Genomic DNA, 26,259 nt, shown 5'->3' on the forward strand with positions numbered 1-26,259 from the left:
CCTTTCGCGGGGCCGAATGCGGCGGCCGTCCGCCCGCGAGGTATCCGTCATTCGCCGTTCTGCTGCGCGCCGCGGGAGCATGGCGCTGCTCGCACGCCCGGGCTGCCCGTCGGTTCAGCGCACGCCGTCGAAATTCTCGCCGACGGTCAGCGTCACGACCCCCGGAGCGGCCGCGGGGTCCTGGGTCGCTCGCACTTCCGGCAGCCGGGAGGCCAGTGCCTTCGCCTGCTGGTCGAGTCCCTGCGGGAAAGCGACCGACGTCTTTCCCTTGCCGCTGGGGGCGTTGCCCGTGCCGACGACGGTGTATCCCGCCGTGCGCAGCGCTTCCGCGGCCTTCGCGGCCTCCCCCGGCTTCCCCGTCCCGTTGAGTACGCGCACACGGATCGTGGAGGCGTAGACGGGGTTCTTGCTGCGGGCCTCCAGTGCCTTCTTGTCAACTTCCTTGTCCGCGGCCAACGAAGTGAAGAGGTCCGCCGCCTGGGGGTACTGCCACACCACGTTGGCCTTGTCGGTGGGCACGTCCGCCTCACGCCCGTAGTTCGGCACGGTCAGGAAGGCCAGCCGGTCGCTCGGGATGCCCTTGAGTTCGGAGGCGAGCCCGGTGAGCGGGTTGATCCCCGCCAGTTTCTTGTCCGTGGTGAGTGATTTGGTCGCCGAGTCGAGGAAGCCGTACAGGGCGGTCGGGCTGGTCAGTTTCTTCTGGGCCTTGGCCGCCAGGGCCTCCATGAATTCCTGCTGCCGGCCTATCCGGCCGAGGTCGGAGCCGTCTCCCACGCTGTAGCGGGTCCTGACGTACCCGAGGGCCTTCTCGTCCCTGACGGTCTGACATCCCGCTTCCATGTCGAGATGGGCCTTCTTGTCGTGGATCGCCGTCTCCGGACAGACTTCTATGCCGTCCAGAGCGTTCACCATGCCCTTGAAACCCTGGAAATCGATCGACATGAAGTGATCGATGCGCAGGCCGGTGTTCTTCTCGACGGTTCGGATGGTGCAGGCCGCGGCCCCGGCGACCTCACCGCTCGTTCCGCCGATGGCGAAGGCCTCGTTGATCTTGAAGTGGTGCGGTGTGGACCTGGTGCCGTTGCCCCGGTCGCAGGCCGGTATGCCGACCCATGAATCGCGCGGGAGGGATACGACGGTGGCCCACTCCCGGTTGGCTGCCACATGCATCACCATCAGGGTGTCCGACTGCATCGTGGTCAGGCCCTTGCCGTATTTGCCGTTGTCGCCGGCGCGCGAGTCCGAGCCCACCACCAGGATGTTCTTGGAACCGGGACTCATATTGGCAGGCCGGTCGCCACCGAGCTTGTCGTCGATGTCGGCGGAGTGGATGTTCCCGTCGAGGCTCTGATAGATCCAGGCGCCGGCGCCGCCGGCCGCCAGGAGCAGCACGGCCAGCGCTGCTCCGCCGCGGACGAACAGCTTGCCCCGTCTCGTGAGCCGCCCCCCTGGCTTCTCTCCGGCCCTGCCCCTCGCGCCGCCTCGCGGCTTCCTGCGTTCCTTGCTCACGCCGACCCTCCGCACCCGGCCCTTCGACCGCGCGCCCGCCCACTCCTTCGTGCCCCGCACCTTGCGGTGGACGAACCCTACCTACCCGAAGAGAACAAGGGCTCGGGCGATGCAGACGCCGCGGTCGGCGGCGATGCGGCGGGACCGGACGCGCACCCCGGCCGTTCGCGCGGAACTCCCGGTCGACGAGGAGCTGTTCGTCACCGCCGCCCTCGTCCGTGACGTCCCCCCGAAGTGCCGCACGACCCCGGCACGTCAGCGGGGCTCGGCGCCGTAGTCCGCCACCGGGCGGCCCGACGCGGCGTCACCCGGGGCCGACCGGATGATCCGGGGTGCCGTCCGCTCGGGGTCATCGGGCTCGGAAGCGGCCGGAGCGGCGGCAGAGGCCGGCTGGGACTCGCCCTCCTCCTTCATGGCCTTGGTCTCGCTCTTCAGGATGCGGAGCGATTTACCCAGTGCCCGTGCGGTGTCCGGCAGCTTCTTCGATCCGAACAGCAGGACGATCACGAGCCCCAAGATCAGCAGATGCCAAGGCTCCAGCGCGTTGCGGAACACTCCGCCCACCCACCCTTCCTTCTTTTCGATGGACCACGCCGGGCGCCGTCCACACAGAAACACTTGCTACATTGCGCAACTGTACAACCGTCATGGTGGGGGCGGTCCCGATCACCTCCTTCCCCGTGACCGGAACCGATGGGGTGAGCGAATGACAGGCAGCCGCCAGGTATCCCGGCGCCGCGCACGTGCCGCGGCCGGGCGCGACCGACGGCGCAGGCGAAGCCGGACCCGGACCGGCCTCACCCTCGGGGTTTCGCTGCTCGTCCTGCTCACGGCCGGAGCGGGCTGGCTCTACGCGCGGCTCAACGGGAACATCAGCACGTTCAGCGCGGACGGAGTGTCCGGCGACCGGCCGCCCGCCTCCACCAACGGCTCGAACGTGCTGGTGATCGGCTCGGACGGGAGAACCGGCGGCAACAGCGAGCTGGGCGGCGGCGACAAGAACGACATCGGCCGCTCCGACACCGCGTTCCTGCTGCACACCTACGCCGATCAGCGGCACGCCGTCGCCGTCTCGATCCCCCGCGACACCCTGGTCGACATCCCGCCCTGCAAACTGCCCGACGGCAGTTGGTCCAGGCCGCGGACCGATGCCATGTTCAACGCGGCCTATTCGGTGGGCGAGACCGCCCGGGGCAACCCCGCCTGCACCCAGAACACCGTCGAGAAGCTGACCGGGCTGCGCGTCGACCACACCGTCGTCATCGACTTCAAGGGCTTCGCGGCGATGACCGAGGCCGTCGGCGGCGTCCAGGTCTGCCTCCCCCAGGACGTCTACCAGGGAGATCTCAACCCCCATCGCCCCACCCGCGGCGAGCGGATCTTCGCCAAGGGCCCGCAGACCGTCTCCGGCCAACGGGCGCTCGACTACGTACGCATCCGGCACGGCATCGGCGACGGCTCCGACATAGGCCGGATACAACGCCAACAAGCCTTTGTCGCCAGCCTGTTGAAACAGGTGAAGAGCGACGGACTCACACCTACCAGACTGCTGCCGCTCGCGGACGCGGCCACCAGGTCGATGACCGTCGATCCCGGACTCGGCTCCGCCGGCAAACTGGTCTCCTTCGCGATGTCGATGAAGGACATCGACCTGCACAACACCAAGTTCGTGACCCTGCCCTGGAGATATCAGGGTGCGCGCGTGGCGATCGTCCATCCCGACGCCGACGCCCTGTGGGCGGCGCTGCGGGCCGACCGCACCCTCGACGGGCAGGACGCCGGCGCACGGCACGGCACGGCGGCCCCCTCCACGTCGTCCTCGTCGTCGCCGAGCGCCGCCGGGCAGGTCTCCGGCGCCGGTGTCTCCGTGGCCGTGTACAACGGCACCACCGTCACCGGCCTCGCCGCCCGTGCCGCCCGGACGCTCGGCGAGCACGGCTTCACCGTCACCCGCACCGCGACGGCGACGGACCGGCCCCTGGCCGGGACCGTGATCGAGTACGGCCCCGGCCAGAAGGACGGGGCCGAGAAGGCCGCCCGGCTCTTCCCCGGCGCGCAGCTCACCGCGACGGCCGCGACGGGCATCGAGGTCGTCGTCGGCACGACGTACGCGGCCGAACCGGAGACCACCGCCTCGCCTCCACCGGCTGCCGTCCCCTCGCAGGTGGCCGACGGCGCCCGCTCCGCCGACGACAACCCCTGCTCCAACCTCTCGTACGGATGACGTACGGCGCTGAACGATCCCGGCGGCGTCTCCGCGCTGAACGGTCCCGGCGGCGCCTCGGCAGTGAGAGGAGTCAGGCATGGGCGGGCGCCCTGGATCCCGACACGGCCCGTTGGGCCTCGGCCGCCAGTGAGCGCCGGTCGCCGCCGGTCAGCGGACGGTGCGTGGTGACCCGGGCCGACAGCTCCCCGGCACCGACAACCCGGCGCAGGGACGTGGCGAACCCCTCGTCCCCGAGGAAGCCCGCGACCGTGCTGGGCACTCCGTGCTGGAAGTAGTCGATCGTCACCGGACGGACCGGGGCACCCGCGTCGACGGCCGCCTGGAAGGTCGCACGCCGGAACGTACCGCCGGGAACGGAACACCAGGTGGTCCCCTGCGGGAACACCATCACGGACTGCCCGGTGCGCAGCGTCCGCGCCAGTTCGGCAACGGTGTACGGCAGCTCACGCAGGCCCTCCCGGTCGATGAAGCGCGTACCGATGCGCCGGGCCAGCGTCCCTATGACGGGCCATGTGCCGACCTCGCGCTTGGCGAGCAGGGTCACGGGCTCGACCGCCAGCAGGACGATCACATCGAGCCAGGAGATGTGGTTGGCCACGACCAGGGTCCCGGTCGGCCCGGGTACGGTCAGCGGCCGACGGCCCTGCTCCGGACCCACGTCCTCCCCCGAACCCAGGTCCGGGCCCTGCTCCGGACCCGCGTCCAGCCCCGGACTCCCGTCCGGCTTCGGGCTCCCGTCCTGCTCCAGGTCCAAGCCCAGATCCAGGTCCAGCCGTATCCCGAGGGCGGTGAGAATGGCGCGGGCCTCGGCGCGCAGGGTCCGGGGGTCGGCCAGCCGGTCTCCCCTCGCCACGCTGTGAAGGAGCGTGCGGGCGACGGACGCGTATCGGCGGATCGTCTCGGGCAGCGGCACACCGGCTGCCGGGGTCTTCGCGCAGGCCGGTGTGCAGACCGGCTCCACCGTCCAGGGGTTCACCGTGTCGCCCCGACGAAGTGGCGGCGGTCGCGGCCGTTCAACAGGTCCGTCGCCGGCAGGACGAAGAGGGCGGCGACGCCGGCCTCGATCAGCGGGGAGCGCGTCCCGGAGAGCAGGCGCACGTCGTACTCGCGGTCCGAGCGGGGCCGTTCGGGACGCGTCGACGGCAGGAATCCGTGGATATCGATGATGACGACGTGGTGCGTCGTGGCGTAGGTGCTGGTGACCGCTGCCGTGGTCGTCGAGAGCATGAGGTGCCGTTCTCCCTTCGGTGGGCGGACTGCGCCGGTCTGCTCACACAGCCCGATTCGCTTGTTCGGCGGAGAGGTTGCCCCCTCACGGGTCACGGGGAAGGGGCGGGCGGAACACGGACGCCGGTGTCGGGCACGGTGTTTTCCTTTCGTCGCCGATCGGAGTAACCGGAGCAGTCGGAGTATTGGCGCGCCGGGTGAATACCGCGCGAATCGAGGTGGAAGACCGGCCCTCGGGTGGCCGCCGTCGGGCCCGGCCGTACGACAGCGTCGACGGGGTGCGGGAGTTCGGCGGCGTCTCGCCGGCAGCGCGGTCATGCCCGGTTCGACGCGCTGCGACTTGGACGTGGTGGTGTCGGCGGGCGCCAGGGTGCCACCTCTCCGCGCCGAGGGGCCGGCAACTCAATCGCGGCACGGAGACGGCCGGAACGGTACGCCGCCGACCGGGGCTGCACGGAGCTGTCGGAGCCGATCCGACCGGGGCTGTACGGAGCCGAGCCGACCGGAGCTGTACGGAGGCCGGGGACGCGGTGTTCGCCGGTGGACACCACCGGCATCGCCCCCGCCGCTCCAACCCCCCGCCTGCCCGAGGTCGCGCGGCCCGCACCGGCGAACGGTCCCCGGCGCGGTGGGCGGGTGGCCCGCCGTGCCGCAGCACGGTGGTCCCGGCCGATCGGTACAGCCCGTCGGACCCGGGTTCCGGGGTGCTCCTCGTCGGTGACGTGCTCACCCCCACGTCGTCTCCGGCGTGTCGTCGCCGGAGCCCTCCCACAGGGCGATATGGGTCACGAAAAGTCCACGCGGCACCGCACCAGGTGCCGCCTATCCGGGTCCAGTCAATGAACGACACACCGCTTCCGGAGTGAACGGACATCCAAGGGTCACCCCAACAGGCGAACGCCTGATCAATTCGGCCACATACAACGACATTGATGATCCGTCAGAACGCACCCGAATGGCATACGAGTGACAGCCGCTCCGGTCGAGGTCGCTGCATCAGCTGTTCGATATGCCCCGAAATGACAGTTGTGGAGACCCTACGTACGTTCAATCACGGGTCTGCTCCTCAGCCGACCCCTCTGAGACAGGAGAAGCGACATGACCAAACGTGCCACCGTTCTCACAGCCACCGTCGCGGCCGCCGCGGCCCTGGCTGCCACCAGCAGCACCTTCACCTCGGCCGCCACCACCGAGCCGCCCGAGGCTGCCCCGGTCGTCCAGCGGGCCGCCGCCGCCCCTGCCCCCGCACCCGCCGCGGTCCCCAAGGACAAGGGTGACTCCGGAAGGAGCAACGAAGGCCGGGGTAACGGCGAAGGCCGAGGCAACAACGAAGGCCAAGGCAACGGCGAAGGCCGAGGCAACAACGAAGGCCGAGGCAATCAGGGCCGGGGCGACGAAGGCCGAGGCGGCGACGAGGGCCGAGGCGGCGACGAAGGCCGGGGCGACCGGGGCCGTGGCGACGACGACCGGGGCCGGGGCTACGGGGGACGGGACTACGACGAGGGCAGGATCCACATCAACGAGCGCACATACTCCGCCACCCCCAGCGGCTGCATCACCGTGGCCAGTGGCCTCGGCTCCACCAGCTTCAACATCTTCAACGACAGCCGACGGACCGTCGAGGTCTTCAGCGGAGCCACCTGCGACAACGGCGCCCCCATCGCCAGCGTCGGCCCCCGCGGCGCCACACAGGGCGTGTTCCCGAACCGCGTCGAAGGAGGCGTGTTCGTGAGCAACGGAGTAGGGGGCAGCTTCCGAGTGATCGAGAACGACTTCTACGACGAGTGGTGACCGGAGCGCCCGCGCGACGTGACGTGGTGCCCCGGCCCGCCGGAATCGGGCCCGGGGCACCCGCCCGTGTACGCATGGCGGCCGTCGGGAGCGAGGGCGATCCCCATGCCTCCCCCGCGGCACTCGCCGTACGTGGGTTCTCCGATGCCCTCCGTCTCGTACGGGATGCGCGCGGTCCTCGTCCGCCTGTCCGTGTCCACGACGGCAACGCCCTCGGCGGTGGCGACCCGGGCCCGTCCATCGCCGCCGACGACGAGCCCGTACGGGGCGGTGCCCACCTCGACCGTGTCGAAGGCGCCCCGGCCCGGGTGCGAGAGACGGTCACTTCGTGGTTGGCCGTACGCAACGGCACGGCCGGCACCGTCGGCGAACCGGGCATGCCCTGAGGCCCGCGGTCACATCGCCCGGAGAGTGGGCCCGGTCACCCGGTGAGACCGGTGCGCCGCTTCAGGGTGTCGTCGCCCGGATTCAGGGGGTCGTTGCCCGGACGTCGGCCCGGGCCGCCTCGGCCAACAGGGAAATCTCGGCCGCGACTGCCTCCGGGTCGGCCGCGATGGTGACCTGGGCAACGTCGTCCAGACCCGGGTGCGAGCCGACGCGCACGGCCCGCTCCGCGTTCCGCAGGAGATCGAAGTCGTTGATGTCGTTGCCGAATGCGACGTACTCGCCGGTCCCCATCCACGTCAGGGCTTCCCACTTCGTCGTCGAACCCGGCGCGAAGTCGATGATCGCCTCGTCGAGGTGGTGGTTGACCGTCAGCCCCAGCCGGCGGCCCACTTCGGCGAGTTCCGCCATGTCCGACGCTCCGACGACAAGGAACTTCACGACCTGGGGAAGCTCGGCGAGGTCCACCATTCTCGCGAGGTTGCCCTGATCGACACGGCCCCGGATCGGGTGGTCCACGGGTCCGGTGTAGGCGTAGTCCCAGGGCCCGTCCGCGAGGTAGGTCGCTTCGTACTGCCCGACCGCTTCCATCAGTGCGTCGAATCCGGCGGGATCGAATGCGGCACGGGCCCGAACCTGGCTGTCGACCGAGACGAGGCTCCCGTTCCCGCCGATCAGTGCGGCGGACGGGAAGGCTCCGTCGAGTACCGGCAAGAGGTCCCGGACAGGCCGGGCAGATGCGAAGACCACGTCGTAGCCGACGCGCTCGCACGCGCCGATCGCCGCGAGAATCCGGTCATCGATCGTCCGTCCGTCGAAGCAGAGCGTGCCGTCGATGTCGAAAACCAAGGTGCGGGCGCGAAGTTTGAACATCATCGGATTCTATCCGGCCGGCCGGCGGCGGTGAGGGGAGCCCGGTGACTACGCGGGGCACCTCTGATCGCCCGGACGGCTCCGGCCCCGCGCTCCGCCTCCGGGCGCCGGAACCTGCTCGACCGGACCGGTGCGGTGGGCCTGCGTGTCCGTGGATGGGCCTATCTTGGCGCGTATGCAGTTCTACACAATCGGCCAGGCCGCCCGGCTCCTCGGTGTGAGCCCCGACACCGCACGGCGCTGGGCCGACGCCGGCCGAGTGGCCACCCATCGGGACGAGGGCGGGCGGCGGCTCATCGAGGGGAAGGACCTTGCCGTCTTCTCCGTGGAGCTGGCCAAGACCGGTGGCGGCGAGGAGGACACTTCGTACACCTCGGTTCGCAATGCCTTCCCCGGGATCGTCACCGCGGTGAAGCTCGGTGATGTCGCTGCCCAGGTGGAGATCCAGGCCGGCCCGCACCGGCTGGTGTCACTGCTGACGCGGGAGGCCGTGGAGGAGCTGGGGCTGGAGGTGGGAATGGAGGCCACCGCCCGGGTGAAGTCGACGAATGTGCACATCGACCGCGTCTGATCGAGGAACGGTGGCCTCCCCGCCGGTCAGCCGCTGACCGAGCTCGGCCCCGACCGGGTCGTCCTGGCCGGACCTCGTCGGGCGAACGGAATTCCCGACCCGGCCCACTGGGCCCGAGTTCTGGAACCGGGGTCGGTGTCTCGTCCCCTGCTGTGACGAGACGGGGGCAGGGCGAGGGGATGGTCGGATGCCCTTTCTGTTTTCCTGACCATCCGCCGGACGGCCCGCTTCATGAAAGCGCGAGGCCAAAAGGCCAACGGCGCAAGATCACGAAGTACGACTGCTGGCCGGCAGCCAGGTGTCGACGGTTGCCGCGGGCTCGTCGAGTCCAGTGAAGACCTGGCCGTTCATGCCCATGGCTTGCGCTGCGCGTACGTTCTCATCACGGTCGTCGACGAAGAGGAAGTCGGCGGGGGCGGCCCGCATAGCGACGACGCAGTGGCAGAACGCCGCCGGGTCCGGCTTCGCCGCGTTGATCTTTCCGGAGAACGCGACGTGGTCCAGGTCGCGCAGCCAGGGCTGCGCGGCGCGGAAGGCGTCCGCGTGGTCAGAGGGAAGGTTGGACAGCAGGGCGACCTCGGCGACGTCACGCAGGGACCGCACGTAGGCGACCATACGGCCGTCGACGCGTGACCAGCTGTCGATGGCAGCGAGCCGCAGCTCCTCGACCGTGTCGGCGTCGGCGTCGGCGGTGTGGGAGAGCCACCGCAGTACGGCCGCCCATTACTCGGACGCGGACCACTGCCCGGCATCGTAGGGCCGGCGGCAGGCCCAGTAAGCCTCGGCGAAGGCGTCTGCGGGTGCGTTGCACCGGGCGGCCATCTCCGCCAGGGCGCCGGGGCGTTGGTGGCGGGCGATGACCCCGAAGAGGTCGAACAGCACGATGCGTCGGTCGGTGGACATGGTGGGTCTTCCTCCGGGTCCAAGGGTTTGGGTTCAGTGGCGGGGGGCCAGGGCGCGGGCGAGCGAGTCGAGGGCGGCCAGGGCGTCGGGGCCGGTGGGAGTGAGGACGACGCTGGTGGCGCCTGCCGCGTGGCGGGCGTTGATTGCTGCGCGTGCCCGGTCGGGGGTGCCGGCGATGCTCAGCTCGCGGATCCAGGCGGCCGGCATGGTCCGGGCGGACTGCTGGGCGTCGGCGCAGGCGGCGTGGTGTGCGCGCAGCTCGGTGGCGAAGGGAAGGGGGTCGATGTGCGCGGCCCAGTCCGGTTCGCCGATGGCGCTGAGGCCCTCGCGGACGCGGTTGAGGGCGGCGTCCTCGTCGTCGTCGACGGCTGCGGCGTCGTAGGTGACGATTTCGAGGCCGCCGGCGTCCGAAGCGTTGCCCATGTGTCGCGGTGAGGAGGCAATGCAGGCAGGGCCGGCGGGCTCGGCCAGGAGGAGTCCGTCGGCCACCTCGCCCGCGGCCGCCTGCGATTTGGGGCCGCGGACGCCGAGGATGACCGGCGGGACGATGTCGGGGGTCTCGGTGAGGACGACGCCTTCGCAGCGCACGTACCGGCCGTCCGTCGGGCCGGGCTCGCCGCACATGAGCAGGCGAAGCGCGGTCGTGTATTCCTTGAGCAGGGTCAGGGGGCTGGCGGGCCGGGCCTCGGCTTGGCGCGTCCAGTCAGGCATGCCGTGGCCGATGCCGGCGATCAGTCGGCCGGGGTAGAGGGGCTTTGCCGGGTGTGTGCTGGACAATCAGGACGCCCGCCGGTTCCGCCCGGCTCGCGGGCCGCCCTTCGCCGCTGCCGTACGGGTATGGCCCGGTGTCACGCCCACGAGGTGTAACCGCCGTCCACGCGAATCGCGTTGATGCCGCTGACATGCCGGGCCCCGCAGCGGTCCTGGGGCAGGACGAGTTGGGCGCCGGCGCGGTCGAGGAACGTGCCGTCGATCGTGGCGGCGAGCAGTACGGGCGCATGGCCGAAGTCGGGGTCGATCTCCGCCCAGGACAGCAGGGCGTGGTGGCCGTCCGCACCGGACACCGCGATCAGGAAACGCAGGCGGTCCTTGCGGCGTGCGGGGTCGAAGGCGGGACCGGCCGCCGACAGGACGTCGTGCAGGAGCGGTCCGGTGAAGCGGTGGTGCTGGATGCCGCTGGTGGCGCACTCGAAGCTGACGTCGGCCTCGCACTGCGGCCAGGCGAGCAGGTCGGGCACCGTCAGGCGGGCCGGACGGATCAGATCGCCGGTGAGGGCGAGTCCCGCCACCGTGTCCGCCACTGCGGGGGACCGAGTCACGGACCACCACCTCCCGGATGTCCGTACCCGGATACCTATCCTGTGCAAACGCACATGCAAACCAGACAGATCAGTGATCCGGCTCATGCGAAGCGACAGAAGACTTTCCCCTTGCATCTGCGGCAGTATGATCTGCGCATGCACACCTACCGGATCGGAGACGCGGCCGCCTTGCTCGGCGTCAGTTCCGACACCGTGAGGCGTCTGGTCGACGGCGGGAAACTCACCGCCGAACGCGACGAGATGGGCCGCCGGATCATCCCCGGGCCGGCCCTCGCGGCCTACGCACGGCAGTTGCACCGTACGGAGCGGGATTCCACCGGTTCCTCGGCCCGCAACCGCTTCTCCGGCATCGTCACCGATGTGATCCTCGGAGACGTGTCGGCGCAGGTGGAGATCCAGGCCGGGCCGTTCCGGGTGGTGGCGATGGTCAGCCGCGAGTCGGCTGAGGAACTGAAGCTGGAGCCCGGTGTTCCGGCGGTTGCCGTGATCAAGTCGACCAACGTGGTCGTCGACAGACCGTAGATGTGTCCGTCAGGACCAGAAGGAGTGGACCCGTGATGACCCGTACCGCGCGCCGGACCCGCCGGACCCTGCAGGTGGCCGGTGCAGGCACCGCCGCGCTGCTGGCCCTGAGCGCCTGCTCTTCCTCCGACTCGGGTTCCCCCGCGAAGTCCGACTTCCCATCCTCCTCGTCGCCGAAGCTGTCCGGCACAGTGACCGTCTTCGCCGCCGCGTCCCTCAAGGAGAGCTTCACGACCCTGGGCAAGGAGTTCGAGAAGCAACACCCGGGCACGAAGGTGACGTTCAGCTTCGGCGGCAGCGACTCTCTCGCCGCGAGCATCACCGGCGGCGCGCCCGCCGACGTGTTCGCCGCGGCCAGCCCCAAGACGATGAAGATCGTCACCGACGCGGGCGACGCCTCCGGCACGCCCGCCACCTTCGTCCGCAACCAGTTGGAGATCGCCACCCTGCCGGGCAACCCCGACAAGATCTCCTCCCTCAAGGACCTCACCAGGTCGAGCCTGAAGGTCGTGCTCTGCGCCAAGGAGGTGCCGTGCGGCGCCGCCGCCCAGAAGGCCCTCGACGCCAGCAGTCTCAAGCTCACCCCGGTGTCGTACGAGCAGGACGTCAAGAGCGCCCTCACCAAGGTCGAGCTGAAGGAGGCCGACGCGGCGGTCGTGTACAAGACCGACGTGAAGGCGGCCGGTGACAAGGTGGAGGGTGTGGAGTTCCCCGAGTCGGCCAACGCCGTCAACGACTACCCGATCACCCTGCTCAAGGACGCCCCCAACGCCGATGCCTCCAAGGCGTTCATCGCGCTGGTGCAGTCCGCCGAGGGCCAGAAGGTCCTGACCGGGGCCGGGTTCCTGAAGCCGTGACCTCGACCGCCAGGCCCGACGCCGCGACCAGGACCCGCCCGGGTGGGCCGCGGCGCCGGCGTGTCCGGACGGGTGGCGGCCGCGGCGTACCGCTGCCTCTGCTGGTGCCCGCGCTGATCGGTGTGGCGTTCCTGACCGTGCCGCTGATCGCGCTGCTCGTACGGGCCCCGTGGCGCAGCATGCCCGAACAGCTGACCAGCGCCGAGGTGTGGCAGGCGCTCCAGTTGTCCCTGGTCTGCGCCACGGCGGCGACCGCGGTGAGCCTGGTCGTCGGGGTGCCGCTGGCCTGGCTGCTGGCCCGGGTCGAGTTCCCCGGACGCGGCCTCGTCCGCGCTCTCGTCACGCTCCCGCTCGTCCTGCCGCCGGTCGTGGGCGGCGTGGCGCTGCTGACGGCGCTCGGCCGCAACGGCATCGTCGGGAAGTGGCTGGACTCGTGGTTCGGCCTCACATTGCCGTTCACCACGGCGGGGGTCGTGGTCGCCGAGGCGTTCGTGGCGATGCCGTTCCTCGTCATCAGCGTCGAGGGCACCCTGAGGGCCGCCGACCCGCGCTACGAGGAGGCGGCGACCACCCTGGGCGCGTCCCGCTTCACCGCGTTCCGCCGGGTCACGCTCCCGCTGATCGCTCCGGGCATCGCGGCCGGCGCGGTCCTGGCGTGGGCCCGCGCGCTCGGCGAGTTCGGCGCGACCATCACCTTCGCCGGCAACTTTCCCGGCCGTACCCAGACCATGCCCCTCGCCGTCTACCTCGCCCTGCAGAGCGACCCGGAGGCGGCGATCGCCCTCAGCCTGGTGCTGCTGGCCGTGTCCATCGCGGTGCTGGCCGGGCTGCGCGACCGCTGGATGACCGCCGGATGACCGAGACCCACGACGACCGCACCGGTACCGCCCCGGACGGGCTCGACGCCCGCCTCGTGGTGGACCGCGGTGCCTTCCGCCTCGACGTGGCGCTCGCCGTCGCGCCCGGTGAGGTGGTCGCCCTGCTCGGCCCGAACGGCGCCGGCAAGACCACAGCCCTGCGCGCGCTCGCCGGCCTGACACCGCTCACCGGCGGTCACCTGCGACTGGACGGCGCGACGCTGGAGCGTACACCGCCGGAGTCCCGCCCGGTCGGCGTCGTCTTCCAGGACTACCTGCTCTTCCCCCACCTGACCGCCCTGGACAACGTGGCGTTCGGGCCGCGCTGCCAGGGGGCGACCAAGGCGGAGGCACGTGCGCGGGCCGCCAAGTGGCTCGACCGCCTGGGCCTCGCGGACCACACCGGCGCCAAGCCCCGCCGGCTCTCCGGCGGCCAGGCGCAGCGTGTCGCCCTCGCCCGCGCCCTCGCCACCCGCCCGCGCCTGCTCCTCCTCGACGAGCCCCTCGCCGCCCTCGACGCCCGTACCCGCCTGGAGGTCCGCACCCAACTCCGGCGCCACCTGGCCGAGTTCGAAGCAGTCGCCGTACTCGTCACACACGACCCGCTCGACGCCATGGTCCTCGCCGACCGCCTGGTCGTCGTCGAGCACGGCGAAGTCGTCCAGGAGGGCAGCCCGTCCGACATCGCCCGTCACCCCCGTACGGACTACATCGCGCAGCTCGTCGGCCTCAATCTCTACCGGGGCCGCGCCGAGGGCCACACGGTCCGCCTCGACGCCGGCCCCGCCATCACCACCACGGAGGTCCTGTCCGGACCGGTCTTCGTGGCGTTCCCCCCGAGTGCTGTCACCCTCTGCCGCAGTCGGCCCACGGGCTCCAGCGCCCGCAACCTCTGGCGCTGCGAGGTCGCCGGTCTGGAGACCCACGGCGACCAGATCCGCGCCGCCCTCACCGGCGATGTCCCCCTCGCCGCCGACCTGACCACGGTCGCCGCCGCCGAACTCGATCTGCACCCGGGTGCGGAGGTCTGGGCAACGGTGAAGGCGGCGCAGACCCACGCCTATCCCGTCTGAGGACGCCCTTTCCAGTCCGGGGACGCCCTTCCTCGTCTGAGGACATGCAGAGACCGGTGGGCGTCCACGGCCTGGCGATCTCCCACGAGCCGTCCGGAACGATCCGACTCCACGTACCTCGCCCCATGACCAGCCCAACAAGCGAACCCCACACAGGACACCGTCCTCTTGAGGTCCGATGTCCCTCCCGCTACCGGGTGGACACGACATCCCACCGGTTCGACCAGTCCAGCTGTGCCATGCTGAAGTCCATATCAAGTCGCTTGTTTCGGCGAGGATTTGACGGACGGGGAGAAGATGGTCGACATCGTTGCTGTCCACGGCATCAACATGCATCGCTCACAGCGCGCAACGATGAAGGAGAGCTGGCACGCAGCGATGGCGGATGGCCTGGCGAACATTCGAAGCCGGCACGCCGGGGCACTGTCCCTCGAGTGCGCCTTCTACGGCCATGAGTACAACGACGGCAAGGCCGGCGGCGAGCCCGAATACGCTGCCATCGACCTTGCACCCGGCCTTGAGGAGGAACTGCTGATCGCCATCGGTTCCGCGCTCGACGAGGACGCGGGCGACAGCAGCCAGGAAACGAAGCTCTACTTGCCCGGGGCAGTGCAGCGCGCCTTGGCGGGGATTCAGCGCAGCAATCTGCTCGACGGACGGGACAGCCGTGCGATCGCGTTCGTGAAACAGGTCAACCGCTACTTGACGAACCCGGATTTCCGCAAGCTCGTTCATCTTGAGATGTCGACGGCGATGGAGCAGTCGCCGCGTGTGGTCATCGGTCACTCGCTGGGCAGCGTGATCGCCTACGAGTGGCTGCGGGAGAACAGGCCGGAAAACCCGCCCGCACTGATCACCCTGGGATCGCCCCTCGGGTTGGAGCCCGTCCGGCGGCGCCTGGACCGACGCCACGGGCCTCTGGGCTGGCCGGGTCAGGTCCGTTCGTGGACGAACATCGCCGCGGGGCACGACGCGGTGGCCATGGTGAAGAAGCTGGGCCCGTTGTACTCGTCCAAGGTCCGCGATCTGCCCTGCGACAACCCACGCAGGTCGGCCCACTCGGCGCTGGTCTACCTGGCCAATGTCCGCACCTCCCGGGCCATCGAGATGGCACTGGCATGAGACCACGAGGCATCTTCTGCCTCTCGGGGGTCGGCAAGCACGACGACGGCGTCTGTGCGAGGCAGGGTCTCGGCGATCTCGACAGCGTGCCGATGGAGCTCAGAACCATGCGGCAGTCTCTCGCCTCGCTCGGGCTCGAAGAACACCTTCCGTTCACCTCCGAGGAACGCAGGCACGACGCACTCGCGCGGGACCTGCGCAACTGTGCCGTCCCTGGCGACGCCGAGACCCTTGTCATCTACTGCACCGGACACGGCATGCTCGAAGGCGGCAGCTTCAGCCTGCTGTTGCCGGACGGGGATGCGTTCGATCCCGACCGTATGATCAAGCCACTCGAGAACGAGGCCTGGAAGAACCTTCAAGAGGTCGTTCTCATCCTCGACGCCTGTTCGGCCGAGCCCGGTCTGGACGCGGCCCTGCTCCAGGCACGGAAGGTGAACACCCGGACCTCGACAAAGGGGTTCTGGGGGATCGGCGCAAGCCGTCGCCTGGAGAAAGCCAGGCAGGGATCGTTCGCGGCCGCCTTCGCCAAGGCCGTCGGCCGAGCCGCGCAACCGTCCTGGACCAAGCCCCACATCGATCCCGGCGCCATCGCGCGCGAGGTCGACCGGGCGCTCGGACCCGATCAATCCGTCTGGCTCGCCGACGGTCACCCCGCCCGGCGGTGCCGGGCGCTGCCCAATCCGCGTCATCAGAGTCCTTCAGCGCCGAAGGGCTTGCCGCTTCCGGCCGACTGGGCGGCCAGTGCACGGGGAGTCGCGGCCGCAGGCCTGCCCGGCTTCTTCTTCGAGGGCCGTACCGCCCTGCTCCGCGAACTGCGCGAGCACCTGATGGGTGAGGGCGGCAAGCCCATCGTCGTCACCGGGAGCTCAGGGGCGGGAAGAAGTGCACTACTCGGGCACCTCGTCCTGACAACTCACGAGGACGGGCGTCGGTCGATGCCGAGCGAAGTCACACTCGCCTGGCCGGCGCTGCCGGTGTCTGTGGTCGCAGGCAGGGGAGATCCGTCCCGGGTGACCGCCATGCTGCTCCGGGAGCTCACCGGTTCGAACAGCGCACGGGAACTCGTCGACGTTCTGCGGTCGGCACCCAAGCCCCTGGCCCTCGTCCTGGACGACCTGGACGAGGCCACCGAGCCGGAGACGTGGTCGCAGTTCTTCGGAACCCTCCGGTCGGTACCGGGAGTTCGTCTCGTCGTCGGCCTGCCCTCCTCGTCGGGGATCTCCGTCGGGGACTCCTCCCGGGTCCTCGACCTCGATGATCTCGTGGACGAGTGCGCCGACGACGCACGGGAGTATCTCCGCCGCCAGGTCCGGCTCGCCGTTCCGGGCGCCGGAGAACCACAGATCCGCCGAACCGTGGATGCACTCGCCGCACGAACGGCGGCGGAGTGGGCGGTAGCCGTCACCGTGAGCGCCCTGCCGCGCGCCTCGGCTGGGGAGAGTTCGGTCGGCAGCTACCTCGACCAGGCCACCAAGGCACTGGACGCGACCGCGCACCGGGTGTGCCGGGAGCGCGTCGGCGCCGTACTGGGCGAGAAGGCTCGGGGCATCGTATCGGCGCTCTCGGCGCTGTGCGGATACGCGGACACCGTCGCCCTGCCCGCGACGGAGTGGGCCGCCGCGGCTTCGGCTCCGGGTGCGCCGCGCGTCGGCGTGGAGGACGTCGCCACCGCCGCAGCTCTGATGCGCTCGCTCGTCGAACGCCGCCCCGCCGCGGACGGGTCGGTTCGTTGGCGCGCCCGCTTCGGCCATCCGGCGGGCGGCGGCTACCCGAAGCCCGAGGACTTCCTGCGGCGCTTGCCCCAGGTCGCCGACTGGCGCACGACGGACTGGCGGGCGGTCGACGCAGGCGTCCTGATGCTTGTGTCGCGTGCGGCCGCGCTGGGCCTGCTGCCCAGCAGCCTGCTCGACGATCCGGCGTTTCTGCTGGATGCTCCGCCGGCCGTGGTGTCCCGGGCGCTGCAGCAGCTCCATGCCGCAGGGGATCGCGCCCTCCGGTCCCGCATGTGGTCACTCGTGCCTCGCAACGTCTCCGACGTCGACCGCGCCCTGATGTTGCGCATCGGAGCGGAACGCTTCTCGGTCATGCCCCTCGTGACCGCGTTCCGGACGTCGCGCCGTGCGGGCGTCGGAAATCACCGGGAGCCTTCTGCGGACATCGACTGGGTACAGCCGGACAACGCTCGTGCGACCCGGGTCACACACATGACGTCCACGCCTGCGGGCCCGCTCGCCGCGATCGTCACTGTCCAGGACGACGATTCGCTCTCCTTCTGGGCTCCGTCGGACGGCACCAGCCTGCGCGCGGCGGTCTCTGTGCCGGGAACCCCACGCGATGTGACGGTGGCGGTGGTCCAGGGCAGAGCCATCGCACTCGTGTCGACCTGGCAACGCGGGATCTGGCTGGTGCCGTGCCATGAGGACGCGCCGCCGACAGCGCTGCCGGAACTCGTGCCACCCCATGGCGAGGGCGGCAACCGGACCCGACCGGTTCCCTTGCTCCTGTCACTGCACCCTGGCGGCCATGTGGTCGTCACGTCGGGACCGGCCGTGTGGGTCGGCAGGCTGGGCACCGGGGACCCCGTACGCAAGCTGGCCACCGTGGACTCGGAACTGCTCTCCGTCCGGGCGGCGGGACCGGTCTCCGCACCTGTCGTGTGGTTGTTGCCTGCATCTGGCCACATCCGCTCTCTGCGGCTGGGCGAGGTACGCGGCGGGTCCGTGTCGCCGTTCCCCGTCCCGAACCGGCCTCTGGCCCTCGCGGTGTCCGAAGCCGGCGACCAGGCTCTGATCCGCGATGCCTCCGGCGATCTCCACCTGCGCGGCCCGGGCCGGCAGAGCACGGCGCTCACGAAAACCCGCCGTTCCGAGACACGGGCCGCCGCGCTCGACGATTCGACGGTAGTCGTCGGCGGATCGACCGGCCGCTCCGGCTGGCTTGAGATCCACGATCTTTCCTGCCCCACGGTCCCCGCGCGGCTTCCGCTCGACGAGGCTGCGGTCGATGTCGCCCTGCACGGAAGGAATCGGTTGCTCGTGGCTCGAACGTGCGGACTGCTGTCCATGAAGCTGGTAGCGGGACATGGCTGACAACATCGACGGCCCTGTGTCCGGGGCACCCGAACGGGACGGGCTGACGACGGGCCTCGTCCTCGCCAGGGCCTTGCTGTCCGACCCCGAACGAGCGGGAGAGGTGGCCTGGCAGCACCTGGCTCACTTCCACGCCACCGTCATCCGGCCGCTGCTCAAGGGCTCAACCGCGCCCAGCGCCGACCTGCAGCAGGTCCTGCTCTGGTGCGGAGCACTTGACGGTGCCGCGGTGCTGATGGAGCTGGCCGAGGCGGCGATGGAGACCGGAGCCGTGTCCGACGACGTGATCCTGGACCTGATCACACTGGCCGGCCTGGTCGCCGGGACGGAGCCGGCGGGGGCCCTGCCGAGCCCCTCCCCGGCAGACGTACTGGTCAGCGGCCCCAGCGGTGAGTACGTCGTCCTGGCAGCCGACGACCAGGGCGACCCGCGCCGGCGTTCGGCCATAGGGGAAACGGAACGGTCGGCAGCCGAAGCCGCGGTCGACACCGTCCTGTCCGCCTTCCCGAGCAAGGATCCGGCGGCAGCGTCCTGGCCCTTCCGCCCCTACGTCTGCTGGCCGCCCGCAGTGGCCCTCTCGGCAGCAGCCGTCGACCTGCCGCTGGCGCTGTGGCTGCTCGACGAGATTTTCGGGCTGGGCGCTCCGCCGTTTCTCAGCGCCGGCAGCTTCGACGGTGCGGAGTTTCAGCCCCTCCCCCCCTCGCAGCTCGCCCCGCGCATCGACGCAGCTCGAGCTGTGCGCAGAAACCTGCTCGTTCCCACGGCAACGGGCTGGCAGCTCGTCCCCGCCGACGGCTCGCCGCCCCAGGACGTCCGCGAGCCACGGACGCTGGACCGCGCCGCGTCGATGGTGTGGGGCGAAAAGTGGTCGCAGAAGAAGCGCAACGCACACAAGCAGGAACTCGACCTGCTGGGATGGCACTTCGTCGATTGGAGCCGGGTACCCGAGGACCAACCCGTCCCGGACCGCAGGGTCAGCCAGGTGTGGCAGTTGGAGAGGTACTTCCTCGGCAAGAGCAGTCCCGGGTCGGTCGCGATGCTCGGCGGCACCAGGCACAGCGGCAGGAGCGCCATCATGCGACAGCTCGCCGCCGTCCTGGCCCATCGCAAACGGCCGTGGCTCGTCCAAGTCGTCACCGGACCCACCCGCGAGCTTCCCGACCGTCACGTCGCACTGCGGATCGCCACCCATGCCGTGGCCGCGGCGGACCACCCCACGAATCACACCGGTCGACGGCTGCTCGTTTTCGAGGATCTGCAGCCGACAGGTGACGGCAATGCCTCCGAAGTGCTTCGCTTCGTGGCGGAACAACTCCGGATCACGGTCCTGGGGGTGCTGGAATACGCCGAGAACTCGTCCGTCGACTGGGACACCGACAACACATACGTGGCTGCGGCGGTTGTCGGCCTCGATGCGCGAAGGCGGTTCGTGGAGGATCTCGCCATAGCCGACAGCACGCTCGATACCGACCCGGCGCTCGCCGCTCTGAACTCCGGTGCCCCGGTCGACCTTCGCACGCTCACCAGACTGATGGCGGGCGACACCGACACCGCCTCCGGTCGACCGGCCCGCTTTCGGGAGTTGTGGGAAGAAGAGCGCGCGGCGCTGGTCTTCACCGCGGCGGTCAGTCTGGCGTCCGGGGAGGTCGCCGAGGAGCGGCTCGAGGCGATCAGCGACGAGGATCGTCGCGTCTTCGGCGTCGGGCTTGGGCGAGCTCCGGGCACTGTGCGGATCACCAGTGCGAACGACTGTGTCGCACTGCTCGATCTGCAAGCGGCTGGGGACGGGCTCGCGAAGCCGGCGGGACCGCGCTGGAAAACCGTCAACGCCATGGTCACCAGGCAGCTCGGGCCCGATCTGAACCGTTTGTTGCGGGACGGCGAACCGCTGGCCGTCGACCGATTGCTCGGCGTCCGGCTGTTTCGCCAAAGCGTCTGCGGCTCTTTGTTGGAGGCGGCAGACAAGGACGGATCGCTGAAGGAATGGGCAGCTACCGCTCCTCTCCTCAGTGTCGCGCGCATGGCCGCACTCAGCGATCTCATGCCCGACCGTGCGGCGGAGGACGTTGTCACGCAGATGGTCAGCAGGGCCTGTCGTGGGGGAGAGCAGCTGCCCCCTGACCAGCTTCTGACCCTTATGCGCGCCTGCCAGCAGATCGAGTACCTGCTGCCGGGTGATGTCATCGACGAACTTTCGGTCTGGCTCATCGACAAGGTCGACGAGGTGTTCGCCCGTGCTGAGGGACGCCCGGACGAGCGTTTCGCGATGCTCTTCGCGCTGGACCGGCTGAACCGCGACGACGCCGCCGGCCTGGTGGCCGAGCGAGCCCTCGACGTACTGGCCGGCTTGGCCGTCCGTGTGGAGGACTACCGGCTGGTGCGGAGAGTGGATCAGCTGTATCGCCGAGCGGCCCGGAAGACGTGGCACGAAGCGCCCTTCTTTCCCGTGGACCAGGAAGATCCCGTGCAGCAGCTGCTCGAACGCAAGCCGGACCCCACGGACGGCATGGGCGTGCTGTTCGAGGCCATGAACCTGAGACTCAGCCTCGTCGACCGCGACTGGGAAATCACCTTTCCGGCGTACAGGACCGCTCTGAATCAAGCGTTTCGATCCACCACCGCGTCAGAGCTCGCGCTGGGGATTCAGGGGATCCGCTCTCCCATCCCTCAGTTCGGCACATGGTTGCTCAAGGAATGGAAGGAATTCCCTGAGCGCGTGCGAGATCTCCTGACGCGTAAGGCGGGCGCCACCGACACCGCCGCACTGCTCAATGCCGTGGCCAGAGCAAACGTGTACACAGCGTTCAGGATCCTCAACGACGGCGCCTCCGGCCAGTTGGTCCGCGTGCTCGCCCGGCAGGCCGGCGAAGCAAAGGACGCCAAAGGCATCGGACAGCTCCTCTCCGCCGCCCGGTCGATCGAAGACCTCTTCGAGGAAGGCGGCAGCAGCTTCTCGAAGCACATGGCCGAGGCGCTCGGTGCCGATCGAGTCATCGAGTTGCTCAACTACGACCCACGCACCTCGGTCCGCGACCACGTCATCAAGGGTGTGTGGGACGCGCAGGCGAGCTATCGGCATGAGGTGCTGGGCGATGCACTGTCCGTCGTCGTCGGTGCCGTGCGCCAGGGACGCAAACACTGGGGCCCCGAGATCGCGTTGCGGCTCCTGAACGAGCCGGAACTCGGCCCCGAGGCGATCTCCGAGCTACAGAGCCGGCTCCGCAGCCGGCAGCTGCTGTCAGGGATGACATCGGCCCCCACCGCGTATGCCCGCGCCGTATTCCACCGGCTGGGCCGGGTGCTCCACCCGGACATCCCGGCCCTCTTCCTGCAGCAGTGGGATCTGGTGCCCTTTGTCGAGGGTCTCGTCACGTCGAGCCCGACAGCCGCCCTGGAGGTGTGCGTCGAGGTCGCGCGCACCCTGACCGACGCCGACGTGCCGGCTGCCGGCCGGACGATCGCCGATGCGACCGGAGGCGTGGAGCAGTGGACTCGCCGCTTGCTCAGGGTGAGTAACGAGGAGGCGTTCGTTCAGGCAGTCCGTCACCTCACAGCCCTCGACCCGGCCACTGCTGGCGCTACGCTCGACGAGTTGCGGCAGAGGCGCAGCCACGTCACGATCGGGGGCCGTGCCGCGGATGTCCTGATGGCACGGTTGCGTCGTGCGCTCCTGGGCGATCCGACCTGTGCGCCGGCGATGCTGCGCGCCGTCCACGAAGTGCGTCCGCAGCTCGCAAAGGAGCTGCTGGCCGACGTATCGGCCGACCAACACGCCAATTTCGTGTTCCGCGGTGAGATCCAGCAGATTCAGAACCCGGTTGCCCAGTCGACCGCTGCACGCGATCTGGTAACGGTCGGCGTCACGCGCGAGTCCGGGCGCTCTTGGATCGAGCCGGTGTACAACGCCCGGATCCAGGGATTGCACCGCTTCAGCAACCCCCGAGCGGTGACGGCACTGTTGCGCATGATTTCCGCCTGGGACGCGGGATGGGGTTCGGCTGCGGCGCGAGAAGTGAACATCACGCGTATCAACAACAGATTGGCGTTCGCTGCGATCACCGATATGGCCGATGCCGTCGAACTGGCGCGCACGATGGCGGCCCTGGACAACGCGGCCGGTGCCAAACAGCTTCTCGATGCGCTGCTCGACCTCGACATCACGCGGCTCGCGGAGCGCCTCGATGTCGCATCACTCTGTGCGCTGGTGGATGTCCTCGGCGAGATGGTCCCCGATGCGGTGCCGCGGCTTTCACGGGGGCTCGCCGCAGCACTCCAGTCCCTCGTCGGCCACCTTGTCGTCAGCGATGAACGTGTCCGCTGGCTCCAGGTGGGACGGGCATGCCGGATCCTGGATCAGGTCGGAGCGCCCCCGACGTCCGTCGGCGAGCCACGGACAGCGCCCAATGCGGCCTATGCGCCGGTCGTCGCCTGGGCGGCGACCGGGCTGAAGCAGCCCGGCTGGGGGGCCGACGCACTCGGCCGGGCGGCGTCGCGCTTGACCTCCCTGCAGTCGGTTCCGGACGTTACGGATCGAGCGTGTCTGCTTTCGGCGACTGGCAAGGGCTGCGCGCCCGAGCTGCGGGAGAGTCACACCGACTGGGACGTTGGGAAAGCCCCTTTCTGGCTGTTGCGGATCCTGTATGCGGAGGAAGCCACGGATCCTTACCTGACCCCGATTCTCTCGGCGTGTGAGTCCACCATCCGCGAGCGTGCAAGTGGAGACACCAACCGGTCCAATTGGGACGCCGGCCGATTGCGGCTGATGCTCAACGCCCGCAGCTTCCTTTGGAGCCGGTCGGAGAGCCGGACCGTATAGGCGATTCCGCCAGATGCACCCGAGTGCAGCCTGGAGCATCGGGACAGCCCTGAGGACCTGTGGGAAGGTGCTGGTCACAGCCATTCGTTGAGGACTGCGACCAGCACGGTCGCCTCGTGGCGGACGGCGAGCTCGGCCCATCTCGTGGCCACGGCCCGGTGGCGTGACGCTCCTGCCCCTGGTGCATCGCGGACGGTAGCGCCGCTGAACGGTTCACCGGCGAATTCACCGACTCCTACGGACGCGAAGACGTCAGCGAGGAGATCCTGCACGAGGTCACCCGCCGCACTCCCGGTTTCCGTGCCTGGCTGGATCCGCACCGGCTCGTCCACTGCCACGACGTGGCCGCCTTCATCAGCGAGGCCGGATACAGCGAACTGGCAGCCCACCCCGAGGCACTCGACCGGCTTCGGCGAGGCCCCCGCATGAACGGCCGGCACGACGCAGACCAACGTGAGCAGTCCGCCCGGTTCGGCCAGTCGCACCAATGCCCGGGCCGCATGTGGTGGGAGTGGACGAAGAGGGCGGTTTCCGCAGGTCCTAAGCTCCTGCGCAGTCGAGCAGGGAGGGTTGCCGTGCAGAAGCTGGACGGGTCGGATCAGCTGAACAAGCTGGAGGAGGTCGGTGCCTGGTTGCGCCGCCGGTTGCCGGATCTGCTCGTCGAGAGCCAGGTGCCCGGAGCAGCCGTGGCGGTCCGAGCCGGTGATGAATGGGTCGAATCCGCGGCCGGTGTGCTGAGCACGGCCACAGGGGTCGACGCCACGGTGGACTCCCTCTTCCAGATCGGGTCGATCACCAAGGTGATGACCGCGACGCTGGTCATGCAGTTGGCCGACGAGGGACGACTGGATCTGGACGCTCCCGTACGGGCCGTCCTGCCGGAGTTCCGGATCGCCGACGAGGAGGCGGCGCGCGGGATCACCACGCGGCATCTGCTGAGTCACGTCGCGGGTTTCGAGGGGGACATCTTCACCGACACCGGCAAGGGTGACGACTGCCTGGAGAAGTACCTGGGCGTCCTGCGGGACGTGCCGCAGCTCTTCGAGCCGGGCGCGATGTTCTCGTACAACAACGCCGGGTACTGCGTGCTCGGGCGGATCGTCGAGGTGCTGCGCGAGGAGCCGTTCGACGTCTGCGCCCGGCGGCACCTGTTCACTCCGCTGGGTATGAGTCACACCGCGAGTGACCCCTACGAGGCGATCGTCCACCGCACGGCAGTCGGTCACATCGAAACGGTGGCGGGGGCGCCGCTCAAGCCGACGCCGGTGTGGGCCCTGGCACGCTCGAACGCACCGGCCGGATCGATGCTGGCGATGCGTGTGCGCGATCTGCTGGCCTTCGCCCGGATGCACCTCGCCGGGGGCCGGGGTCCCGACGGGGTGACCGTGCTCGGCCCGGAGACCGTCCAGGCCATGCAGCGGCCGCAGGTCACGCTGCCCGACATCGACCAGGGCGCCGCCTGGGGGCTCGGCTGGGAACTCTTCGACCTGTCGTCGGGCGGCACGGTCATCGGACACGATGGGAACACCATCGGTCAGTCGGCGTTCCTGCGCCTGGTGCCGGAGCGGGATGTCGCGGTGGCGATCGTCACCAACGGCGGCCTGTCACGGCGCGTGTACACGGAGATCGCGGGCCGGGTCCTCGGTGAACTCGCCGGGGTCGGTCTGCCCGCCTCGCCGGTGCCGGACGTGGGCACTCCCGTTGCGGAGACGTCCCGGTACGTCGGTACGTACACGTCCAGCACCGCCGAGACCACGGTGAGCCGGGACACCGCCGGGCGGCTGTGGCTGGAGCGCACTCCCCGGGGAGCCGTCGCCGAACTGGACGAGGCGCCGTACCGCACGGAACTGGTCGGCAGGCGCGGTGACACCTTGATCCCGGTCGAGCCGGAGCGCGGGGTCCACGCGCCGCTCGCCTTCCTCGGTGACGACGGGCAGGGACACGCGCTGTATCTGCACACCGGCCGGGCCGAGCGGCGGGCACAGCGATGAACGAGATGCACCGACGCGCGATCGTGGCAGACCTGCACAACGACCTGCTGTGTGCGGTGGTCGCCCGGCCGGTGGACCACTGGGCGGAGTTCTTCCGGGAGCGCTGGCTGCCGCAGTTGCTCGCCGGCGGGGTGAACCTTCAGGCGCTGCCGGTGTTCGTCGAAGATCCGTACCGGCCGGAGGGGGCGCTTCGCCGCACGCTGCGCATGATCGAGGCGGCGCACCGGCTCGCGGCCGGCAACGCCGATGCCGTCACGCTGTGCACGGACGGCGCCCAGATCGACCAGACGCTGGCCGAGGGCCGGATCGCCCTGGTGCTGGCACTGGAGAGCGCACCCGGCGTGGGCGAGGACGTGGAGCTGCTGGAGACCCTGTTCCGGCTGGGGGTCAGGATCGCGTCCCTGGCCCACTTCGGTCGCACCTCCCTGGCCGACGGCAGCGGCGAGGACGCGACGGGCGGCCGGCTGACCCGCTCCGGGGTCGCGGCGCTGGCCGAGATGGAGCGCCTCGGCATGCTCTACGACATCAGTCATCTCGGCGCGTCCGGGGTCGAGCACGTCCTGGAGCTGTCCTCACGGCCGTTGATCGCCACGCACTCCAGCGCACGGGCGCTCTTCGACCACCACCGCAACCTTGACGACGAGCAGATCCGGGGCGTCGCCGCGGGCGGCGGAGTGGTGTGCGTGAACTTCTTCGCTCCGTACCTGCACGAGAGCGACTACTCGATCGGCCGGCTGATCGACCACATCGAGCACATTGCCGGGGTGGCCGGCATCGAGCACGTCGGGCTGGGTCCCGACTTCATCAAGGAAGTACTTGCCGACACCACTCCCCCGTGCTGCGAGTTGGCCTTCGTCGAGGGAGTGCCGGCCAACGCCTATCTGCCCGGGCTTGCGGGTCCGGCCGGGCTGCCGCTGGTCACCGATGCGCTGCAACAGCGGGGGTGGCCGGAGCGCGACATCGTCGCGGTCCTGGGAGAGAACGTACGGCGCCTGCTGCGGAACGAACTGGGCCGGCCCGCGTCCGCCGGCTGAGCGCCGTGCGCGGCAGGGGATTCCTTTTGTGCGATCGGAACGACGCACACCTGAATGTTCAGTGAACCCGACGAACGACGCCTGAAGT

21 protein-coding genes and 2 pseudogenes are annotated in these 26,259 nt (G+C 69.9%); 13 read left to right on the plus strand and 10 right to left on the minus strand.

Going from position 1 to position 26,259, the window contains the following annotated elements; translation table 11 throughout:
* Window positions 1–114: 114 nt before the first annotated feature.
* Window positions 115–1,422, minus strand: a complete 1,308-nt coding sequence (locus tag ACIOMQ_RS11785; protein ID WP_362202248.1) for an LCP family protein — start codon at window positions 1,420–1,422, stop codon at window positions 115–117.
* A 342-nt stretch (window positions 1,423–1,764) separates the two neighbouring features.
* Window positions 1,765–2,064 (minus strand): Sec-independent protein translocase subunit TatA, encoded by a 300-nt coding sequence (gene tatA, locus ACIOMQ_RS11790; protein WP_362202251.1) that lies wholly within the window; start codon window positions 2,062–2,064, stop codon window positions 1,765–1,767.
* Window positions 2,065–2,215: 151 nt separating this feature from the next.
* On the opposite strand from tatA, the gene ACIOMQ_RS11795 reads away from it, so the two are divergent.
* Entirely contained in the window at window positions 2,216–3,733 is a 1,518-nt protein-coding gene (locus tag ACIOMQ_RS11795; RefSeq protein ID WP_362202033.1) for an LCP family protein, read from the plus strand.
* Window positions 3,734–3,806: 73 nt separating this feature from the next.
* Here the strand turns inward: ACIOMQ_RS11795 and ACIOMQ_RS11800 are convergent, their stop codons facing one another.
* Both ACIOMQ_RS11800 and ACIOMQ_RS11805 read right to left on the minus strand, forming a co-directional pair.
* A complete protein-coding gene (locus tag ACIOMQ_RS11800; protein ID WP_402188795.1) occupies window positions 3,807–4,712 on the minus strand; it encodes a lysophospholipid acyltransferase family protein in 906 nt (301 codons plus the stop codon).
* Complete coding sequence (locus tag ACIOMQ_RS11805; protein WP_362202039.1) at window positions 4,709–4,963, minus strand: hypothetical protein; 255 nt, start codon at window positions 4,961–4,963, stop codon at window positions 4,709–4,711. The genes ACIOMQ_RS11800 and ACIOMQ_RS11805 overlap by 4 nt, the downstream gene beginning before the upstream one ends.
* A gap of 1,098 nt (window positions 4,964–6,061) precedes the next feature.
* Here ACIOMQ_RS11805 and ACIOMQ_RS11810 point away from each other — a divergent pair.
* On the plus strand, window positions 6,062–6,754 hold the full coding sequence (locus tag ACIOMQ_RS11810; RefSeq protein ID WP_402188797.1) for a hypothetical protein: 693 nt from the start codon (window positions 6,062–6,064) through the stop codon (window positions 6,752–6,754).
* A gap of 44 nt (window positions 6,755–6,798) precedes the next feature.
* Here ACIOMQ_RS11810 and ACIOMQ_RS11815 read toward each other — a convergent pair.
* A pseudogene (locus ACIOMQ_RS11815) lies at window positions 6,799–7,041 on the minus strand (hypothetical protein); the annotation flags it as partial.
* 181 nt (window positions 7,042–7,222) lie between these two features.
* A complete protein-coding gene (locus ACIOMQ_RS11820; RefSeq protein ID WP_362202045.1) occupies window positions 7,223–8,011 on the minus strand; it encodes an HAD family hydrolase in 789 nt (262 codons plus the stop codon).
* A gap of 175 nt (window positions 8,012–8,186) precedes the next feature.
* On the opposite strand from ACIOMQ_RS11820, the gene ACIOMQ_RS11825 reads away from it, so the two are divergent.
* On the plus strand, window positions 8,187–8,582 hold the full coding sequence (locus tag ACIOMQ_RS11825) for a molybdopterin-binding protein (protein WP_401263589.1): 396 nt from the start codon (window positions 8,187–8,189) through the stop codon (window positions 8,580–8,582).
* Window positions 8,583–8,849: 267 nt separating this feature from the next.
* Here ACIOMQ_RS11825 and ACIOMQ_RS11830 read toward each other — a convergent pair whose 3' ends face one another.
* From ACIOMQ_RS11830 to ACIOMQ_RS11845, 4 genes are all read right to left on the minus strand, one after another.
* Window positions 8,850–9,293 (minus strand): HAD-IA family hydrolase, encoded by a 444-nt coding sequence (locus tag ACIOMQ_RS11830; RefSeq protein ID WP_402188855.1) that lies wholly within the window; start codon window positions 9,291–9,293, stop codon window positions 8,850–8,852.
* Window positions 9,294–9,305: 12 nt separating this feature from the next.
* Complete coding sequence (locus ACIOMQ_RS11835; protein ID WP_402188799.1) at window positions 9,306–9,485, minus strand: hypothetical protein; 180 nt, start codon at window positions 9,483–9,485, stop codon at window positions 9,306–9,308.
* Window positions 9,486–9,518: 33 nt separating this feature from the next.
* Complete coding sequence (locus ACIOMQ_RS11840; RefSeq protein WP_401263587.1) at window positions 9,519–10,262, minus strand: LLM class flavin-dependent oxidoreductase; 744 nt, start codon at window positions 10,260–10,262, stop codon at window positions 9,519–9,521.
* A 71-nt stretch (window positions 10,263–10,333) separates the two neighbouring features.
* Window positions 10,334–10,804: a molybdopterin-dependent oxidoreductase gene (locus ACIOMQ_RS11845; protein ID WP_362202056.1), complete on the minus strand. Its 471-nt coding sequence runs from the start codon at window positions 10,802–10,804 to the stop codon at window positions 10,334–10,336.
* Window positions 10,805–10,942: 138 nt separating this feature from the next.
* On the opposite strand from ACIOMQ_RS11845, the gene ACIOMQ_RS11850 reads away from it, so the two are divergent.
* The 10 genes and pseudogenes from ACIOMQ_RS11850 (at window position 10,943) to ACIOMQ_RS11895 (ending at window position 26,171) form a co-directional block, all read left to right on the plus strand.
* On the plus strand, window positions 10,943–11,329 hold the full coding sequence (locus tag ACIOMQ_RS11850; RefSeq protein WP_401936190.1) for a molybdopterin-binding protein: 387 nt from the start codon (window positions 10,943–10,945) through the stop codon (window positions 11,327–11,329).
* Window positions 11,330–11,364: 35 nt separating this feature from the next.
* Window positions 11,365–12,186 carry a molybdate ABC transporter substrate-binding protein gene (gene modA, locus ACIOMQ_RS11855; protein ID WP_402188801.1) on the plus strand — a complete coding sequence of 274 codons (822 nt, stop codon included), beginning with the start codon at window positions 11,365–11,367 and terminating at the stop codon, window positions 12,184–12,186.
* On the plus strand, window positions 12,183–13,043 hold the full coding sequence (gene modB / locus ACIOMQ_RS11860; RefSeq protein WP_401758073.1) for a molybdate ABC transporter permease subunit: 861 nt from the start codon (window positions 12,183–12,185) through the stop codon (window positions 13,041–13,043). The genes modA and modB overlap by 4 nt, the downstream gene beginning before the upstream one ends.
* Complete coding sequence (locus ACIOMQ_RS11865; RefSeq protein ID WP_362202069.1) at window positions 13,040–14,116, plus strand: ABC transporter ATP-binding protein; 1,077 nt, start codon at window positions 13,040–13,042, stop codon at window positions 14,114–14,116. The genes modB and ACIOMQ_RS11865 overlap by 4 nt, the downstream gene beginning before the upstream one ends.
* Window positions 14,117–14,413: 297 nt before the next feature.
* Window positions 14,414–15,238 (plus strand): hypothetical protein, encoded by an 825-nt coding sequence (locus tag ACIOMQ_RS11870; RefSeq protein WP_362202072.1) that lies wholly within the window; start codon window positions 14,414–14,416, stop codon window positions 15,236–15,238.
* Window positions 15,235–18,330 carry a hypothetical protein gene (locus ACIOMQ_RS11875; protein WP_402188804.1) on the plus strand — a complete coding sequence of 1,032 codons (3,096 nt, stop codon included), beginning with the start codon at window positions 15,235–15,237 and terminating at the stop codon, window positions 18,328–18,330. The genes ACIOMQ_RS11870 and ACIOMQ_RS11875 overlap by 4 nt, the downstream gene beginning before the upstream one ends.
* The gene (locus ACIOMQ_RS11880) at window positions 18,323–23,146 is read left to right on the plus strand and encodes a hypothetical protein (protein ID WP_402188807.1); all 4,824 of its coding nucleotides are present in this window, start codon (window positions 18,323–18,325) and stop codon (window positions 23,144–23,146) included. Before ACIOMQ_RS11875 ends, ACIOMQ_RS11880 begins: the two co-directional genes overlap by 8 nt.
* A gap of 185 nt (window positions 23,147–23,331) precedes the next feature.
* A pseudogene (locus ACIOMQ_RS11885) lies at window positions 23,332–23,514 on the plus strand (CbrC family protein); the annotation flags it as partial.
* A gap of 207 nt (window positions 23,515–23,721) precedes the next feature.
* The gene (locus tag ACIOMQ_RS11890) at window positions 23,722–25,137 is read left to right on the plus strand and encodes a serine hydrolase domain-containing protein (RefSeq protein ID WP_402188809.1); all 1,416 of its coding nucleotides are present in this window, start codon (window positions 23,722–23,724) and stop codon (window positions 25,135–25,137) included.
* On the plus strand, window positions 25,134–26,171 hold the full coding sequence (locus ACIOMQ_RS11895; RefSeq protein WP_402188811.1) for a dipeptidase: 1,038 nt from the start codon (window positions 25,134–25,136) through the stop codon (window positions 26,169–26,171). Before ACIOMQ_RS11890 ends, ACIOMQ_RS11895 begins: the two co-directional genes overlap by 4 nt.
* Window positions 26,172–26,259 lie beyond the last annotated feature (88 nt).

Source organism: Streptomyces sp. NPDC087845, assembly GCF_044742755.1.
Classification (GTDB): Bacteria; Actinomycetota; Actinomycetes; order Streptomycetales; family Streptomycetaceae; genus Streptomyces.

Bases quoted from the DNA above. Each gene is read 5' to 3' on its own strand.
- ACIOMQ_RS11835 (WP_402188799.1), bottom strand. From the start codon at position 9,485: ATGTCCACCGACCGACGCATCGTGCTGTTCGACCTCTTCGGGGTCATC.
- ACIOMQ_RS11895 (WP_402188811.1), top strand. From the start codon at position 25,134: ATGAACGAGATGCACCGACGCGCGATCGTGGCAGACCTGCACAACGAC.
- ACIOMQ_RS11870 (WP_362202072.1), top strand. From the start codon at position 14,414: ATGGTCGACATCGTTGCTGTCCACGGCATCAACATGCATCGCTCACAG.
- ACIOMQ_RS11875 (WP_402188804.1), top strand. From the start codon at position 15,235: ATGAGACCACGAGGCATCTTCTGCCTCTCGGGGGTCGGCAAGCACGAC.
- ACIOMQ_RS11825 (WP_401263589.1), top strand. From the start codon at position 8,187: ATGCAGTTCTACACAATCGGCCAGGCCGCCCGGCTCCTCGGTGTGAGC.
- ACIOMQ_RS11865 (WP_362202069.1), top strand. From the start codon at position 13,040: ATGACCGAGACCCACGACGACCGCACCGGTACCGCCCCGGACGGGCTC.
- modA (WP_402188801.1), top strand. From the start codon at position 11,365: ATGACCCGTACCGCGCGCCGGACCCGCCGGACCCTGCAGGTGGCCGGT.
- ACIOMQ_RS11795 (WP_362202033.1), top strand. From the start codon at position 2,216: ATGACAGGCAGCCGCCAGGTATCCCGGCGCCGCGCACGTGCCGCGGCC.
- ACIOMQ_RS11820 (WP_362202045.1), bottom strand. From the start codon at position 8,011: ATGTTCAAACTTCGCGCCCGCACCTTGGTTTTCGACATCGACGGCACG.
- ACIOMQ_RS11805 (WP_362202039.1), bottom strand. From the start codon at position 4,963: ATGCTCTCGACGACCACGGCAGCGGTCACCAGCACCTACGCCACGACG.
- ACIOMQ_RS11850 (WP_401936190.1), top strand. From the start codon at position 10,943: ATGCACACCTACCGGATCGGAGACGCGGCCGCCTTGCTCGGCGTCAGT.
- ACIOMQ_RS11880 (WP_402188807.1), top strand. From the start codon at position 18,323: ATGGCTGACAACATCGACGGCCCTGTGTCCGGGGCACCCGAACGGGAC.
- ACIOMQ_RS11810 (WP_402188797.1), top strand. From the start codon at position 6,062: ATGACCAAACGTGCCACCGTTCTCACAGCCACCGTCGCGGCCGCCGCG.